The organism is Rufibacter tibetensis, assembly GCF_001310085.1.
GTDB classification, from domain to species: Bacteria; Bacteroidota; Bacteroidia; order Cytophagales; family Hymenobacteraceae; genus Nibribacter; species Nibribacter tibetensis.
This window is the reverse complement of the sequence record NZ_CP012643.1, coordinates 61,315-78,037: the sequence shown is the minus strand read 5'-3', so window position 1 is coordinate 78,037 and position 16,723 is coordinate 61,315. Positions and strand designations below refer to the sequence as shown.

Annotated in this window: 9 protein-coding genes; 6 read left to right on the top strand and 3 right to left on the bottom strand. The window is 47.3% G+C overall.

The window, feature by feature from the left end; genetic code table 11:
* Positions 1 to 102 precede the first annotated feature (102 nt).
* Positions 103 to 4,188, bottom strand: a complete 4,086-nt coding sequence (locus tag DC20_RS00310) for a chemotaxis protein CheB (RefSeq protein WP_062542004.1) — start codon at positions 4,186 to 4,188, stop codon at positions 103 to 105.
* A 50-nt stretch (positions 4,189 to 4,238) separates the two neighbouring features.
* Positions 4,239 to 5,795 (bottom strand): GAF domain-containing protein, encoded by a 1,557-nt coding sequence (locus DC20_RS00305; protein WP_062542003.1) that lies wholly within the window; start codon positions 5,793 to 5,795, stop codon positions 4,239 to 4,241.
* Between the two features lie 655 nt (positions 5,796 to 6,450).
* Between DC20_RS00305 and DC20_RS00300 the strand changes: the two genes are divergently transcribed.
* Positions 6,451 to 9,954 (top strand): T9SS type A sorting domain-containing protein, encoded by a 3,504-nt coding sequence (locus tag DC20_RS00300; RefSeq protein WP_169788137.1) that lies wholly within the window; start codon positions 6,451 to 6,453, stop codon positions 9,952 to 9,954.
* 96 nt (positions 9,955 to 10,050) lie between these two features.
* Here DC20_RS00300 and DC20_RS00295 read toward each other — a convergent pair whose 3' ends face one another.
* Positions 10,051 to 11,943 carry an amidophosphoribosyltransferase gene (locus DC20_RS00295; RefSeq protein WP_062542001.1) on the bottom strand — a complete coding sequence of 631 codons (1,893 nt, stop codon included), beginning with the start codon at positions 11,941 to 11,943 and terminating at the stop codon, positions 10,051 to 10,053.
* Positions 11,944 to 12,591: 648 nt separating this feature from the next.
* On the opposite strand from DC20_RS00295, the gene DC20_RS00290 reads away from it, so the two are divergent.
* From DC20_RS00290 to DC20_RS00270, 5 genes are all read left to right on the top strand, one after another.
* Positions 12,592 to 13,479: a DMT family transporter gene (locus DC20_RS00290; RefSeq protein WP_062542000.1), complete on the top strand. Its 888-nt coding sequence runs from the start codon at positions 12,592 to 12,594 to the stop codon at positions 13,477 to 13,479.
* 80 nt (positions 13,480 to 13,559) lie between these two features.
* Positions 13,560 to 13,820, top strand: a complete 261-nt coding sequence (locus tag DC20_RS00285; RefSeq protein ID WP_062541999.1) for a hypothetical protein — start codon at positions 13,560 to 13,562, stop codon at positions 13,818 to 13,820.
* A 150-nt stretch (positions 13,821 to 13,970) separates the two neighbouring features.
* Positions 13,971 to 15,383 carry an aspartate ammonia-lyase gene (aspA, locus tag DC20_RS00280; RefSeq protein WP_062541998.1) on the top strand — a complete coding sequence of 471 codons (1,413 nt, stop codon included), beginning with the start codon at positions 13,971 to 13,973 and terminating at the stop codon, positions 15,381 to 15,383.
* A 111-nt stretch (positions 15,384 to 15,494) separates the two neighbouring features.
* Complete coding sequence (locus DC20_RS00275; protein ID WP_062541997.1) at positions 15,495 to 16,358, top strand: pirin family protein; 864 nt, start codon at positions 15,495 to 15,497, stop codon at positions 16,356 to 16,358.
* Positions 16,359 to 16,442: 84 nt separating this feature from the next.
* On the top strand, positions 16,443 to 16,694 hold the full coding sequence (locus DC20_RS00270) for a hypothetical protein (protein ID WP_062541996.1): 252 nt from the start codon (positions 16,443 to 16,445) through the stop codon (positions 16,692 to 16,694).
* The last annotated feature ends 29 nt before the right edge of the window (positions 16,695 to 16,723 follow it).

Sequence of the window (16,723 nt, the reverse complement as noted above, 5' to 3'; positions counted from 1 at the left end):
GAACCTCTTTTCTCTTGGGTTGAGAAAAGAGGTTCTGCTTTTTAAAGGCTTTTTCTAGAAAGTAGCTTTAAAGCTTAGATCTTTTTACAACCTGCACCAGCCTTATACTTTCAGGTAAACTTTAAAGGTTGTTCCTTCTCCTATCTGGCTTTCCACCTCAATTTTGCCTCCGGCGTTATTCAGGATTTTCTTTACCATGTACAAGCCTATACCAGAGCCATCTACGTGGTCATGGAAGCGCTGGAACATAGAGAAAAGGTGTTCCTGTTGTTCAGAGGTCAAGCCTAAGCCGTTGTCTTTTACGGAGAGCACTACATTATTATCCTCTTTTTCGCAAAGCAAGTTTATAACAGGGGTTCTCTCTGGGGAGCGGTATTTCACTGCGTTTGACATCAGGTTATAAACGATGCTTCTGAGGTTCTTTTCAGAGAAGGAGACCTCCGGGCAATTAGAAACCTCTACCTGTACCTGGGCATTGGTTTCTTTCATCATGGGTTCCAGGTCCAGCGCCACATCCTGGACAAGCCTCGCCAGGTTTACAGTAGTCACATCTGTGCTGTGGTCGTTCTGGAGTTTGGTGATTTCTGTAAGGTTGGCAATGGTTTTTTTGAAGCGTTCAATGGCCCCCTGCATCATGTTCATGATCTGCTGCACCTCCTCCAGGTTAGATTTCTCATTTGGAAGCTCTAACTGTAACTCACGCAAAAGGGCTTCAATGTTATGAATGGGTGCCTTCAAGTCATGAGAGGCCGTGTACACAAAATTGTCCAGGTCATCAATGACTCTGAGCAAATGCGCGTTGGTGTCTTTCAGCTTTAGCTTGGTGTCTTTTAGATCAGAAAGGTCAATAAAAGAACCCAGCACCCGGTGCGGTATCTGGTACTCATTATGCAGAATATAGGCCCGGTTGTAAACCGAGGAGTACGTGCCATCGGCACGGGTAAGCTTGAACTCACCCACCCACTGGTCCTGACCAGTATTGATCGCCTCGTTGATGCTCTTGATAACCCGTGCCTTGTCATCGGGGTGGATTTTATTGAACCATGAGTTGATCCCATCACCCATTTCTTCAGGTTCATAGCCCAGAATGGGTTTAAGGGTGTTACTCCACCATAGTTCATTGGTGATGAGGTTCCAATCCCAGACCACATCATTAGTTGCCATGGATACCAGCCTGAAGCGCTCCTGGCTTTCTGAGAGTTCCTGGGTTCTGTTGGCTACCCGTATCTCTAGCTGTGAGTTAAGTTTGAGCAGGTCTTCCTCGGCGCGTTTCAGGTCTTCGTACGCCATCAGGATTTTTTCCTCGCTCACCCGCTTCTCAGTGATGTCGGCCATGGTGAGGGTAAGCCCGTCGCCCATTTTAGCGGCGGCAATCTCAAACCAACCCCGGTACCCGTTCAACTCCAGGTTCTGTTCAAGGTGTAAAGGCTGCCCGGTTTCCACTACCTGCACAAATTTCTTGAACAAGCCAGATTTCTTCACAAAGCCCATGTCGGGCAGAATGCTTTGGTGCAGCAGTTGGTCCTGCGATTTGCCAATGAGCTGTTCGGTCTCTTTGTTCAACAGGCTCCACTTGAAGTCAACAATTTCCTTTTCATTGTTGCGCACCGCCTTAAAAGCCATGATGTTGTCTAAGGAGCTGTTGAGTACCCCTTGCACCACATTGCTCAGGGTTTTGAGGGTAGTAACATCCACAAAGCTGAGGACTACGCCGTCTTTGTTTCCATCGTGCTTCTGGTAGGGAATAATCCGCATCAGGAAGTATTTTCCGTCAACAGTCTCTACTTCCACCTCTACTTCCACAGAGGTATTGTTCACCTTCTGGATGTCTTCCATCCAGCGGGAATATTTGAGATTGTGGGAGAGGTGGTGGATAGGTCGGCCCAGGTCAATGTCAATGATGTTAATCAACTCCATGACCGTAGGCGTGAACTTCCGGATGACCAGATGGTGGTCCAGAAAGAGCTGCCCGATGTTTGAGCTCCGGATGTAGTTGTCCAGGTCCTCATTCAGTTCCTGCAATTCTCTGATCTTGAGTTGGTGCTCAGAATTGACGGTGTGCAATTCCTCGTTCAAAGACTGCATTTCTTCATTGGAGCTTTGCAGTTCCTCATTGGAAGACATGAGCTCCTCATTGGTAGATTGCAGTTCTTCGTTAGAGGTACTCAAGTCCTGAACCGTCAAATGCAGGCTTTCGCGGGCTTCTTTCAATTCTGCTTCTAAAATGGAAAGCTGATGGAAGTACTCAGTATCTGACTCAGTAACAAGCGAGGGCTGAAGGTTCTTGAGAGAAGGGTTGACCTTGCCCACTTCCTGCAGAAGCACCAGCAACACCTTGGGCATGTCCTTCTCTACAGAGATAGGCTTCACCGTCAGTTGCACCAACTGGCTTTTAGTACCCTTGCTCACCATGACCTGGCGCGAGATGGTTTTCTGGCCCTTCAGCACCTTTCTTATGTCAACGCTCAAGGTGACGCCCAGCTCTTTTGGCACCATTTTCAGCAAATTGAGCTGTAAACGCTTTTCGGGGAGCTTCAGAAACCGGTTAAAATCACCGATGCCGTGCAGTACCTGGTAGTTGTCATCAATGTAGAGGCCCGTCATTTTTAGGTCCTCAGACACCGCATCCAGGAACAGTTCATTGTACCGCAAAACCTGCGCATTTCTGAAAGAAGGGGCACTCGTTTCAGGCGAAGTTTGAGCGAGTGGGGTTACTCCGTAGGTTTGCTGAACTCCCTTGCTTTCCTTTACTTTCTGGAAAAACTTCCACTTCCGGTTCTTTTCAGCGAAGAAAGTTTTTAAATCACCAATGTGCTCGCTAGGACCTAAAAACAAATACCCATGCTGCTTTAAAGCGTATGGAAACACAGACATCACCTTTTTCTGAAGACCAGGATTCAGGTAGATGAGCATGTTGCGGCAGGTGATCAGATCTATCCGGCTGAACGGCGGATCTTTCTGCAAATCATGTTGCGCAAACACCACCAGCTTACGAATGTCTTCCTTCACCACGTACCGGTTGTTCTTGTGGTGGAAGAACTGCTGCAGCCGTTTATCGGGTACATCTTTGCTGATGGAGTTGGGATATATTGCCTTAGAGGCCTGCTTGATGGCGCGCTGGTCTATATCGGTGGCAAATAGTTTTACCCTTGGTTCTTGCCCTAAATTGTCAAAACATTCCTGAAACAGGATGGCAATGGAGTACACTTCCTCACCGGTACTGCAGGCGGTTACCCAAACCTTGATGGTTTCTTCCTGCGGGGTATTGGCAACGATATCAGGAATGATTTCCTGTTCCAACACCTCAAACGCTTCCTGGTCTCGGAAGAACCTGGTTACGCCAATTAAAAACTCCTGGCAAAGCAACTTTATCTCTGCGGGATTCTCATGGATATAGGTCAGGTAAGCTGGCATGTTGGCTACCTTCAGCAAGTCCATGCGCTTTTTAATGCGCCGGTAGATCGTGCCCTGTTTGTAGCTCTTGAAATTGGCTTGGGTATGGGTGCAGATAAGGTCCAGGATTTCCTGCAGTACCTCGTCATCTTCTTCAATGCCATTGTTGCGCTCAATCAGGCTCTGCACCAGCGGAAGTTGCCGGGTGTAGTCCAAGATTTCATGCGGCATGCGCTCCGGCGGGAAAACAAAATCCACGGAGCCGGTTTCAATGGCACTGCGGGGCATGCCGTCAAATTTAGCAGTAACAGGGTCCTGTACCATGACCATACCGCCCGCGGCCTTGATCATTTTCACCCCTTTGGTGCCGTCTGTACCCGTGCCTGACAAGATCAGGCCAATGGCGTAGCGGCCGCGGTCTTTTGCCAGAGATTCAAAAAAGACGTCAATGGCAAAATTGGGTTCCCGGTTTCTGATCTGGTCAACCAGCCGTAGTCTGCCTCTTTTCAGGGTCAGTTGCTTGCCGCTGGGCAGTACGTAGATGCAGTTGGGGCGGGTGACCATGTCGTCTTCCGCCTCCTGCACCCGCATCTGGGTATGTTTGGTGAGCAGCTCCGCCATCAGACTCTTGTGGTCTGGCGAAAGGTGCTGAATAATGACAAATGAAAAACTGGAGTTATTGGGAAAATGGTCAAACAGTTTATGAATAGCCTCTAATCCGCCCGCAGAAGCTCCTATCCCTACCAGGTAGTGGTCTGTTTTAGGAAGGGTGTCAGGCTGTATCAAACTTGTCATGGGAGATCAACTAAATTACTGTCTTAAGGTAAACTGAGGAAGAGGAGACCTCAATATCTTTCCTTGATGATTTTTTCTAAGACAGCGCTTTTTAAAGCTTCAGCGGCTTCCAGTTCCTCTTCCAGCCACGGGAGCGATGTTTGTTTTACGGTTTCCTGGTAGATATCAAAAGAATTACGCGGATGGTAGGTTTTGCCATCTGTTTCCATCTGGATGGCCTGGTTGGGGTTTCCTCCCCAACTAACCGTTTGCAGCACCTCTGGCCTGAACCCTAAGATATACTCGCCTTGCTCAGCATTGATGGGCAGAGCAATGAGGCCACTGGCTACTTCTTTGTAGTCCCGGGCCCGCATGTACAGTTGAGGCAAGGTATCTGTAGTAAAGATTTTTTCAGTTTTGTTTCTGCGCAACCAATACACCAGTTCCTTTATATCTTGTCCAGTAGGAGTTTCGCCACTGGTCAAAACTCCGCCCTCAAACAACACCGCTGCCCCTGAAAGGTTTAACAGATGAAGCAGGTTCGTGGGACCCGTTAAAAGGCCTTCTGTGAAATTAGGCGTAGTATAGAGTTGCTCCAGCAGTTGCGCATGAATGCCACGTAACTGAGCCCGCAAATGAATGGTTTGTTCCCGTTCTTTTGCTGCCAACTGCCCAGACACAATGCCAGACAGTAATTCTAACGCTGACCGTAACTCATAGCTGGGGTTCATGGGCGTCTTGTGGTGGCAGGAGATAAGACCCCACAATTTATCTTCAATGATAAGGGGCAATGACATGGAAGCCATGATCTGCAGGTTGGCCAGGTACTCTAAATGCACCGTAGCTACGCTCCTTAAATTGCAGTCAGAAAGATCCGTAAACCGTTGGGTAAGCGGATTGATGAGCGGCCTCAGCTTTACCGGGGTATAGGACCTGGTTGGAATGAGCCGATAGGGGTTACTGAAGTATAAATCGCGGGATTGCTTAGGTACGTCTGATGCCGGGAAACGAAGATCCATGTAATCATCCATGTCTTCTTCCTTGGCCTGGCCAATCACAATACCATTCCACTGCGGATCAAACTGGTACGCCAATACCCGGTCAAACCCGGTTAGTTTCTTGATTTCTTGAACGGTAATTTGTGCTATTTCTTTGGTGCTGCTTGCTTGTTTCACCAAGGACGTGAAGTATTTGATCTGCTGGTATAATCCCAGAAAAGAATCCTTTTGAGAAGTGTCCTGGTTGTCTTCCAGCTCAATCAGCACATAATCTTCTTTAGGATGCACCAAAGCCGTAAACGTAGCTTCCTGGCCATTTACCAAAAAAGTGACACTAAAAGGAATTTTAACCTGGGTGTTTTGCCCCTGGATTTTAGCTTTTAGCTCTTCAAACTGTGGTTGCGGGAGGTAGCTAGAAATAGGCTGATCCAGAATTTCTTCGGCCGGAATACCTAATAGTTGCTCCACGTTTTCGCTCACTTGCACCATCCTGAGATCTGCCTTATCTAAGGTGAGAAGGACCCCATGAGGTTGAATCAGGTTGACCAGGTGCAGCGGAATACTCCCGCAAAATTCAGAATCATAGTTCTTCTCAATAGTGAAGCTAATGGGGGCCTGCTTTATTTCCATGGTGTAGTGTTAGGTAAGGGCAATCTGTAAGCTAAAAGAAGACAGCGTAAGACGAGCATACACTGAAAAAACATAGCCGAAACCCCTTGAAATCACAAAATAAAAACAGGATTGGCTAGGCAAAAATATCTAAATCAAAAGTACAACAGGATTTGAAACATCAAAACTTTTAAGGGTCTTGCTTTACGTATTGATACTAGGGGAGAGTTTTAACGGGTGCCCTTGGATAAAATCTATTACCAAATAACATTGGTAGGAAAGAGGGAATGTTCTTGTAAAGGAATGTGGTAGAAAAGTTAGCATCTGAAAACCAAAGTAGCCTCACCTGATTACTCACTACCATAGGATATCCATTAGCAGGTTTAGAAAAATTTTAATAAAAATTTATATTGTACTATTTGTTCCTCTTTTTGGTTTTAAATGGGATAGAAAAACTTTTCTTGCCGGCTAAATAATATAAAAGTAAGACTCCTTTACTTAGAAGAGGGATTTTCCTGATTACTCTTCAAATCTGCTTTGAACTTCTGCCATTACTTTCTGGTTGGCTCAATCAATAATGGTATTAATTAAATAAAAAGTAATAAGTAAGTTATAATTAGCAGCAATGTTGAAAGGACAATCTAAGGTAAAGAGGAACAATTCAAGTAGAGGGTGGATGATGGTTGTACTAATCATCTTGATACATGCAACTCAAGCATACGCACAAAACCCAGTGACCTATGTTGTTGGAGATTACCGTACTACAGGTTCCGGCACCCTCAACTCTACAGTTGAAAATAAGTTGTTGGAACAGTATACTTCTGAAGGAACCTGGGTGGTTGCCTCCAGTCAGCTACCTTCTACCGCTACCCTTTTCATAGAGCATGACATTCAACTAGCTGGAACACTACAGCTTTCTAATCTGCACATTGCCTCTAACAAAGTCTTCACCGTTTCTGCAAACGCATCTCTTGTAGCAGGCAACAAACTCACTGTTGCAGCCTCGGCTGAAATGGTGCAGGAGGGGAGTGTTGAAAGCCGTGGTTTACTGCAACTGCAGCCCCTCTCAAAACTTACCATCAAATCACCAACCTATAAAGCCTCATCTCCTATTTGGGCTGGAACGGAAGAAATTGATGCTACTTCTGAGGTAAGGATAGTTTCTGCTGCATCCAATGCAGTCTTATTTTCAAGCAGTCAGCTTTCCGCTCAACCACATGGGTACTGGTTTGGCAAACTTTCCATAGCACCAACCAGTACGAATGGGCAATGGCACCTTACCGATTCTTCTGCACCGCTGGCAGCACAAACCTTTAGCACTTCGCTGCCGGCTAGTTCCTCCCTGCTTCTGCTGGCAGGAACTGGATTGTCTCTGCAATTTGGGCAGGACTTACGCTTGAGCGGCGGAACATATGTGATGCAAAACCAAAGTTCTGGCACCGGAATGCTTTCTATTACCGGGGAACTTGCCTTACAAAATGCTACCCTTTCCTTAAACCAAACCTCCAGTTCTGAGGCCATTACTACAATCAACCTCAAAGGTCATTTATCTTTAGATGCAACCTCCATCATCCATAACAGCAGTACGGTAGACACCAAAGCCAGTGGCATTCGGTTTAATGGAAACACCTGGCAAACAATACAAGTTGCCGGGCAGGTAAACCACGTCTCCTTGTTTGTAGGCGCTGGGGCCCAGGTAAAATTAGGCCATTCCTTAAGGCTGAACCCAATTAATTCTGTGTACGCAGGTACGTTGGTAGTGGAGAACGGCGGCAATTTAGATTTTGGCACAGATGCTACGGGGAATGGCTTTCAAGTGCAGGGACAAGGCTATTTCAGAATGGACCAGGGAGGAACCTTATACATCACCAGCGCACAGGGAATTAATACTACTGGAACAGAAGGAAATGTGCAGGTATCCGAAAGTCGTAGGGCCTTTACTACCTTGGGGACCTTCATTTACAACGGGAAAGTGCCACAACAAACCGGTAATGCGTTTCCTACAACGGCTAGCGGGAAAGTGGTTATCATAGATAATCCTGCCTCCGTCACCCTAACCAACACCATTGGGTTTTCAGTGAATACAAGTGTCTCCCCACATGGAGGGAGGTTGGAAATAAAGCAGGGAACGTTTATCACAACACCTACCGCTGATGTAACTGGGGGCGGAAGACTGGTGATGAGCGGTGGAACCTATAGAATCGCGAGGCTTGGCACCATCGTACCCCAATTAACCGGTGCGTATGAGTTAACTGGTGGTACCATTGAGCTAAATGGAAACGGAGAGCAGATTCTAAGAGGTGGAACATCTTATACTTACTATAATGTGCTCATAAGCGGCATTAATGAAAATGGAACCAACGCCAAGACCATTTCTACCACTACCACCATCAACCAGAACCTGACCATTCTACCAAATGCCATTTTAGATATCAGCAACAAATCTTTGAAAGGTGATGCAGGGCTAACCATGACTGGTGGCTTGTTCAGGACGAGCAGAACAAGTGGTTCTTTGCCAGAGTTATTGGGCAGGAACACTTCCTACAATTTATCAGGTGGTACCATAGAATTCTATGGTTCCACCAACGGCCAAAACCAATCTATTCGGGGTACTTATGGAACCTCCCAAAAAATTATTTACCACAACCTGCTACTAACCGCCGCCGAGGCCAACACCCTAAATGAGACTGGTAACCAATTATTCAGTGCAAATTTTGATGTGGCAGGAACCTTAACTGTGAAAGCCCCGGCTGTTTTGCAAATTGCCAGTAACAGGGCAGTAGGAGGAACCGGTAACTTTATTGTAGAACCAGGCGCCACCTTGTTGTACGGGTCACCTCAGGGAATAAAGCTCACCGGCACCGGCACCTTAGACGGAAATGTGCGGGTAAGCGGCACCCGTTCTTTTTCTCCGCTAGCCAATTATGGATTTATAGGCAACTCAGATATGGTGACGGGTGATGGTCTACCCGGTACAGTAGCTAATTTGTTGGTAGCCAAAATTAGCGGAGGCGTGACCTTGTCTAAACCCGTGCAGGTGACCCATGTGTTTACCCACAAAAGCGGTCTTTTCAAAACCGATGTTCATGAATTGTTTCTTTTGAAAGAGGAGACAAGTGTTTTGCAATTGACAGATCCCAACTTCTACATTCAAGGTAACCTGAGAAGAGCGGTAGGGAGCAGTGGCACCTATTCCTTCCCGGTGGGGAATGGAGCAGGAAAGCGGCAGTTTGATATAATATCAAATGGGCTGAGCGGGAATGACTTCAGGAGTATAGTGGTGGGGTTCAAGCCACTTCCTAGTGCACAGAGTGCGAGTGACATGAGCTTAACGGAAAATGGTCTTACCTACACCCATATTGAAAGTGAAGGAGTTTGGTTTGTAGAGCCCAACACCACTCCAGCAAACGGGAATTTTACTGCACTTGCCTCTTTGAACGGTTTCACCAATTTGTCTGATAATAGATTCGCTTTATTAGTTAGACCTATAGGCTCAATTAATAATAAAGACTGGACAACCGGGGGCGGGACCCTGGAAGACGCCGGGAAAGACGGGCGTACTGTTTCAAGTGGCTATGCCAAAAGAAGCTTTATTACTACATTCGGACAGGTTGGCATTGCCAACATTGAAACCGTTCTGCCGGTTACCTGGCTGCACGTAAAAGCAGAACGCAAGAACCAGCAGGTGCAGGTGCTTTGGGCAACAGCCACAGAAATCAACAATGACCGTTTTGAGGTAGAATGCTCAAAGGACGGCAAAAACTTCTTGAAGGTAGGAGAGGTAGCAGGGGCAGGTAACAGCATTATTACTAAAGAGTACCAGTTCCAGCATGTCTCTCCAGAAACGGCTACTGCCTATTATAGAGTTAAGCAGATTGACTTTGATGGCAAGTATGAGTACAGCAAAGTAGTGGCGGTGAAAGCAGGAAAAGAAGCTTTGGCACAAGTGGCCCTCTACCCAAACCCTAGTCAAGACTTCCTGCACCTGTTGAATATAACCATAGAACCATCCACTATGATAGAGATCCTGGATGCGAAAGGAAAACGAATAAACCAGATTAAACCTGTTCTGACCGGCGAGGCTACTGTGGTGCCGGTGCAGCATTTGTCATCAGGCACCTACATCTTGAGAATACAAAAGGCCGGAACAATTCTCCAGCAACGGTTTGTAAAGCTTTAATCTGTTTTAAGCTACTTTTCTAAAAAGGACATTATAAAAGAAGGGGTTGGTTCTACTAGAACCAACCCCTTCTTTTATATAAAGTAAATGGTAAGGCTAGTATGCCCGTCCGTTATTGTTCTCCATGAAGTTTACGAAGGCACGGTTCACTACTTTCATACCACCAGGAGTAGGGAAGTTGCCGGTGAAATACCAGTCCCCAATGTGGTTAGGGCAGGCTTCGTGAAGGCTTTCCACCGTCTGGAAAATTACATCTACTTCTGCCTTTACATTAGCGGCTTTCACTATCTGGGCTACCTTGCCGCTCACTTCCTCAGGGGTGAACTCATTGTAGAGTTCCTGAACGAAGTTGCGCTCTTTTGCTTCACCGGTAGACAAAGCGTTCAGGCATTTCTGGTACACCTCAGTGGCTAAGTTTTCTTTGCCCTGGTCTTTGAGCAAGCCCATCATGGCTCTGAAAGCCACAAACTCCTTCATTTTAGACATGTCAATGCCGTAGCAGTCTGGGTAGCGGATCTGCGGCGCGCAAGACACAATAATGATCTTTTTAGGTCCCAGCCGGTCCAGCATTTTAATAATGCTCTTCTCCAGCGTAGTACCGCGCACGATGGAGTCATCAATCACAACCACTGTGTCTATGCCTTTTTTCACCACTTCATAGGTAGTGTCATACACGTGGGCTACCAGGTCATCACGGGAGTCATTATCGGTGATGAAAGTGCGGAGCTTCGCATCTTTGATCACCAGCTTTTCCACCCGTGGTCTGAAGGAGAGGATGTTTTCCAGTTTCTCTACGTCACCGTTGGCCTCTACAATGGCTTTCCGGCGGTAAGAACGAAGATAATCTTCCACGCCCTCCATCATTCCTAAGAAAGAAGATTCTGCGGTGTTCGGGATGTAAGAGAAAACGGTGTTCTCTAGGTCATAATCTACTGCTTCCAGAACCCGGGGGCTAAGCAGTCTTCCCAGCATCTTTCGCTCCTGGTAGATTTCAGGGTCGTTTCCGCGGGAGAAGTAGATGCGCTCAAAGCTGCAGGATTTTTTCTCCAGAGCAGGCAATACTTCTTTTTCAGAAGCTTCGCCGTTTTTATTAATGATGAGGGCATGGCCCGGGCTCACTTCCTTGATCTGGCTGTACTCAATTCCGAAGGCGGTTTTGATAGCCGGTTTCTCAGAGGCAATCACCACTACCTCATCGTCCATGTAATAATAGGCCGGGCGGATACCGGAAGGGTCACGCACTACAAACGCTGCGCCGTAACCGGTCAAACCCGCCATGGCGTAACCACCGTCAAAGTCTTTGCACGCCCGGCGCAGTACGCGCTGCAGATCAAGGTGCTCTTCTATGAGGGCAGTGATTTGTTCGTTGTTGTTATCGGGTTTGAAGTAATCAAAGAGGCGTTGGTTTTCCTCATCCAGGAAGTGCCCGATTTTCTCCAATACCGTCACGGTGTCAATTTTCTGGCGCGGATGCTGGCCCAGGTCGGTGAGCACGTTGAACAACTCGTCAACGTTGGTCATGTTGAAGTTACCGGCCACGGCCAGGCTTCTGTTGCGCCAGTTATTTTCCCGCACCATTGGGTGACAGTTGTCTACACTGTTCTCACCGTGGGTGCCGTAACGCAAATGGCCCAGATATACATCGCCTAAAAAAGGTAGATTTTGTCTGAGCCACTCAATGTTTTTAGCTTCCTGCGGAAATTTCCGCTTCGTCTTGCCGTATTTCTCGCTAATTCTTCCAAAAATAGCGTCAATGGCTTTTGTCTTGACCGAGCGGTACCGGGCAATGTACTCAGTGCCGGGCGTGGTGTTGATCTTGATGCTGGCAAATCCAGCGCCGTCTTGCCCGCGGTTGTGCTGTTTCTCCATGAGCAGGTACATCTTCTGGATGCCGTACATGGGAGTGCCGTATTTCTCTGCGTAATATTCTAAGGGTTTGCGGAGGCGGACCAAGGCAATTCCGCACTCATGTTTTATCGCATCACTCATTGTAATAGGTTTTTAAACGAAAGCTCGTGTTCAATGGCTTTCGGTAACCAGCCTGCCAAAAGTATGGGGCAAAACGGGCATGCAAAGGTAAGAGTAAAAATACGTACCTGCTATAGGAAAATCCTTTTTACCCCTTAAATCCAGTGGTTTAAATAGAAGTTTTTGCAGAGGTATATAGAAGCTTAAAGATTTACTTTGGAGGGTACCATTGCACCTCAGAATCACTATAATAGATTATCTTAAATATAGTTCTTGTAAGCTGAGTGAATTGATAATGAGAGCGTTATAGTATGCTTGTTACTGCTTCATAACCTGATCATGTGAGCCCCACAAGCTTATACCATTGAACTTCTTAGAGGCGCCATCCTTCTCCTTCTATAAGTAAATGGGCTGGGTCACCTGATTTAGAAACGTAACATAGTAGCCATTAGGATACCATAGAGGTAAAGCGTTTCTTCACCGGCAAAATTTTGAGAAGGTTATTTGCCTTGTTTTCAGAAAATCTAATGTAAAATAAAGCAGTTGCCTCTTAAGGTACCTGCCGCTAAAAGAGAGTACTGTTTCTGGTTAGCCCTTGATTTCTTTAAAGTAACTTAAAAGTCTTGTGGTCATAAGGTGAGGTTTTGGGTTGTTGCCTACCTTTGCCGCATGAATAGACAGGTACAGGTGCACGGTGCTTTATTTGCAGTGGCCCTGATTTATGGTGCCAACTACAGCATTGCGAAAGAGATCATGCCAGATTATGTGCTGCCTTTCGGGTTGATAGTCCTGCGGGTGGTGAGTGCCGTGCTGGTTTTTGGCGGTTTGTCTTTGTTTGTGGTAAAAGAAAAAATCCAAAGCAAAAATGACTGGGTGCGCATTATCCTCTGCGGATTGTTCGGCATTACCTTAAACCAGCTATCGTTTTTCAGCGGATTGAATCTTACCTCGCCCATCAATGCTTCGTTGATCCAGACGGTGTCGCCGGTGGTGGTGGTTCTGCTTTCCTCTTTTTTGTTGAAAGAACGAATTCAGGTGTTCCGGATGGTGGGCATCTTGCTGGCAGGGCTGGGTGCCATGATGCTGATTTCAAGCAAAGCCGGAAACGCGCAAGGCAGTATCCTGGGTGATATTCTGATGCTGGTGAATGCCGCGTGTTTCGGGGCTTTTCTGGTGTTGGTGAAGCCCTTGATGCAGCGCTACAATCCTATCACGGTGGTGAGCCGGGTTTTTCTGGTGGGTTCTGTAGGCGTGATTCCCTTCGGACTCGGGCAGGTAATTAAGCCCGACTATGCTTCTTTTCCGGCTTCTATCTGGGGAGCTATTGCGTTTGTGATCATCTGCATGACCATTCTGGCTTATCTCCTAAATGTTTGGGCCATGAAATATGCCAGTCCGTCACTGGTAGGCGTGTACATCTATCTGCAACCTGTGTTCGCCATTTTGATTGCGGTAAGCCTTGGCAAAGACGCTTTTACCTTCCAGAAGGCGCTGTACGCAGCTATGATTTTTGGTGGAGTTTACCTGGTAAGTAAGCCCAGGAAGCCTGCTCTGTAAGGTACTTTCCGCAAAAAAATGACGTAGTAATGCCACCATGCGCCTTTTTTAGGCGTTCAAGGCTATACAAAGACCACGAGATGACGGATTTGAATCAGTACGAAGAAGACGCGCTACACCACCTCTTCCTGTTGGTAGAGGCCCAGGATGCCACCTGCATGCTGAACCTGGCGGGACACCCGCTCCGGATCAGGGAAGTAGTTTTTCAGATGGTAGACAATGGCTGTCGGGTAAGCAAAGTGGAAGCTGATTTCTATAACATGTTCCTATATGATAAGGAAGTGACTGAGATATATGACTTCCTTACCACCATCATCAAAGTAAAATTCGCCAAAGTGTAGGCCTTTAGGTTGTAGGCTTGTTTTGTCAAAATCGGCTTGAAACCGGTAGTTAATTAATTCAAGCTGTCAATTAAGGGAGGTTACAACAAAGTTCAGGCAAATAAGGTAAGTACTAGGGGTTCCCCACCATCCGTATTAAAACCTATCTGCATGAACACGACCTTCAGGATTGAACACGATTTTCTGGGAGAGAAAGAGATTCCCAACACCGCATATTACGGCGTACAAACCCTCAGGGCTCTAGAAAACTTCAACATTACGGGCATCACCAACGCCTCTGAGCCGTTTTTCATCATTGCTTTCGCTTATGTGAAGAAAGCCGCCACCATGGCCAACCGGGACCTGGGCGTGCTGGACCCGAAAATAGCCGAAGCCATCATTTTTGCTTGTGATGAACTGATTGCGGGCAAATACCAGGACCAGTTTGTGACAGACCTGATCCAGGGTGGGGCGGGCACCTCCGTGAACATGAATGCCAACGAGGTCATCGCCAATATCGGGTTAGAGTACCTGGGGCACCAGAAAGGTCAGTATGAATTCCTGCACCCCAACAACCACGTCAACTGCTCCCAGTCCACTAACGACACGTATCCAACGTCTATCATGATGGCGCTGCACCTCAAGGTAGATGTGTACCTGAAAGCACTTGCTGACCTAAAAGCGTCTTTCCTGAGAAAAGCCAAAGAATTTAAAGATGTGCTGAAAATGGGTCGCACCCAGTTGCAGGATGCCGTGCCCATGACCTTAGGTCAGGAGTTTCATGGGTGGGCTACTACCATCAATGATGACATCAAGCACCTCCGGGAAGCCCAAAGAAAGCTTACCGAATGCAACATGGGCGCCACGGCAATTGGCACCAGCATCAACGCACCGCAAGGGTACCCTGAGCTGTGCACGAAATACCTCGCCCAGATTACCAAATTACCTATCACCCTGGCCCCGGACTTGGTGGAGGCTACATCAGACATGGGCTCTTACGTGCTCATATCTGGTATGCTGAAACGTAGTGCCATCAAGATATCCAAGATCTGTAATGACCTGCGCCTGCTTTCTTCTGGTCCGCGAGCTGGCTTGAATGAAATCAAACTGCCGCCCATGCAGCCTGGTTCTTCCATTATGCCGGGCAAAGTAAACCCTGTGATACCAGAGGTGGTGAACCAAACCGCTTTCTACGTAATAGGTGCAGATGTCACCATTTCTATGGCGGCCGAGGCCGGACAGTTGCAGTTGAACGTCATGGAGCCGGTGATCACGTTCAGTTTGTTTACTTCCATGAATTACATGATCAATGCCATTACTACGTTGCGCACCAAATGCATAGACGGCATTACGGCTAATGTGGAAGTGTGCCGCGAGGAAGTGATGCGCAGCATTGGCATCGTCACCGCCTTAAACCCGATTCTGGGTTATGAAACTGCTGCCTCCATTGCCAAGGAAGCGCTGGCTACCGGTAAGTCTATCCACCAGATTGTGATTGAGGAGCGGAAACTCATTACCCAGGAGAAATGGAATGAAATCTATTCTTTTGAGAATATGATTCATCCGGTGTACATTAATGGCTAGATGAGGACTCTTGCTTTAAGCTCCTTTTCTGTTAAAGAAACTTAAAGCAAAGTGCGGGACTTTCCCTTTTTTGGTACCCCCAGGCTTAAAGTACCTTTCAAAACAAAACGAATGAACAGAAGAATATTCCAGGTAATTGACGGAGTCCAGAAAAAGGTAGGAGAGGGGTTTGAGGTAACCAGCCCCATGCCGGGTTCCAGAATCCGGCAACTAAGCCCCTTTCTGCTTATTGACCATACGGGTCCTATGCAGGTGCACCCTTCTGAAAAACCTTTGGGCGCAGATCCGCACCCGCACCGGGGTTTTGAAACTGTAACCGTTGTGTACCAGGGGCACCTGGCGCACCGCGACACGGCTGGTTACAGCGGCAAACTGGGACCGGGAGATGTACAATGGATGACGGCTGGTTCAGGGCTCCTGCACGAAGAACGTCACGAAAATGAATTCGCCCGGCAGGGAGGCACCCTGGAGCTGATCCAGCTTTGGGTAAATGTGCCTAAGAAAGACAAACTTGCCCCACCCCGGTACCAAGAACTGAGAAGCGACCAAATTCCTGTAATTAACACAGGAGACGGCAATGGAAGCACCAGAGTCATAGCAGGGGAGTACGAGGGAGTAAAGGGCCCCGCGGAGACTTTTTCGCCCATCACCCTGCTGGATGTACACCAACCTAAGGGTGCTAAACTGCACCTAAATTTGCCTGCTGCTTACAACGTGGGTCTTTACCTGGTCACCGGAAGTTTGCTTTTGCACGGGAACCGGGCTGCCGCCACGAAACAGCTGGTGGTATTTGGTTGGGACGCGGAAGGTATCGAGCTCTCTTTTGAAGAGGACACTACGTTGTTGGTACTGGCCGGTGCGCCCATTGAAGAGCCTCTGGCTACCTATGGTCCCTTTGTCATGAACACAAACCTGGAATTGATGCAGGCCATTGATGATTTTGAGAAAGGCCGGATGGGTAGTTTTGAAGATTAAAATCCTTCAGGAAACACCTCCCTCTAATGAAACTTAATCTTTCCTGTTCTCCTTATGGGAAAGAACCTCATTTGATACATCTTAATGTTAGAACATTCGCTTTTCCGAAAACTTCCTCCCTGGGTTCAGGCAGAACTGTTAACGCAAAAAGGCGAAGCATTGGCGCTTCGGCATTTTAATGGATGGGCTATTACCCTGCATCCGTATGAAAACACGTTCCTGGAGGTTTGGTCTAAGTTTGGAGTAGAAGTGGTAGGAACCTTCCACCACGCAGTTTCCTACATGGACGTCATAGAGCCTTACCTCTCCGTTATGCCGCTACCAGAAGGAGCTTGATAATTCATTGAGAAACACAAAGCAAAAAG

Coding starts and splice junctions, on each gene's coding strand:
- DC20_RS00275 (WP_062541997.1), top strand. CDS start 15,495: ATGAACAGAAGAATATTCCAGGTAATTGACGGAGTCCAGAAAAAGGTA.
- DC20_RS00270 (WP_062541996.1), top strand. CDS start 16,443: ATGTTAGAACATTCGCTTTTCCGAAAACTTCCTCCCTGGGTTCAGGCA.
- DC20_RS00305 (WP_062542003.1), bottom strand. CDS start 5,795: ATGGAAATAAAGCAGGCCCCCATTAGCTTCACTATTGAGAAGAACTAT.
- DC20_RS00285 (WP_062541999.1), top strand. CDS start 13,560: ATGACGGATTTGAATCAGTACGAAGAAGACGCGCTACACCACCTCTTC.
- DC20_RS00300 (WP_169788137.1), top strand. CDS start 6,451: ATGATGGTTGTACTAATCATCTTGATACATGCAACTCAAGCATACGCA.
- aspA (WP_062541998.1), top strand. CDS start 13,971: ATGAACACGACCTTCAGGATTGAACACGATTTTCTGGGAGAGAAAGAG.
- DC20_RS00310 (WP_062542004.1), bottom strand. CDS start 4,188: ATGACAAGTTTGATACAGCCTGACACCCTTCCTAAAACAGACCACTAC.
- DC20_RS00295 (WP_062542001.1), bottom strand. CDS start 11,943: ATGAGTGATGCGATAAAACATGAGTGCGGAATTGCCTTGGTCCGCCTC.
- DC20_RS00290 (WP_062542000.1), top strand. CDS start 12,592: ATGAATAGACAGGTACAGGTGCACGGTGCTTTATTTGCAGTGGCCCTG.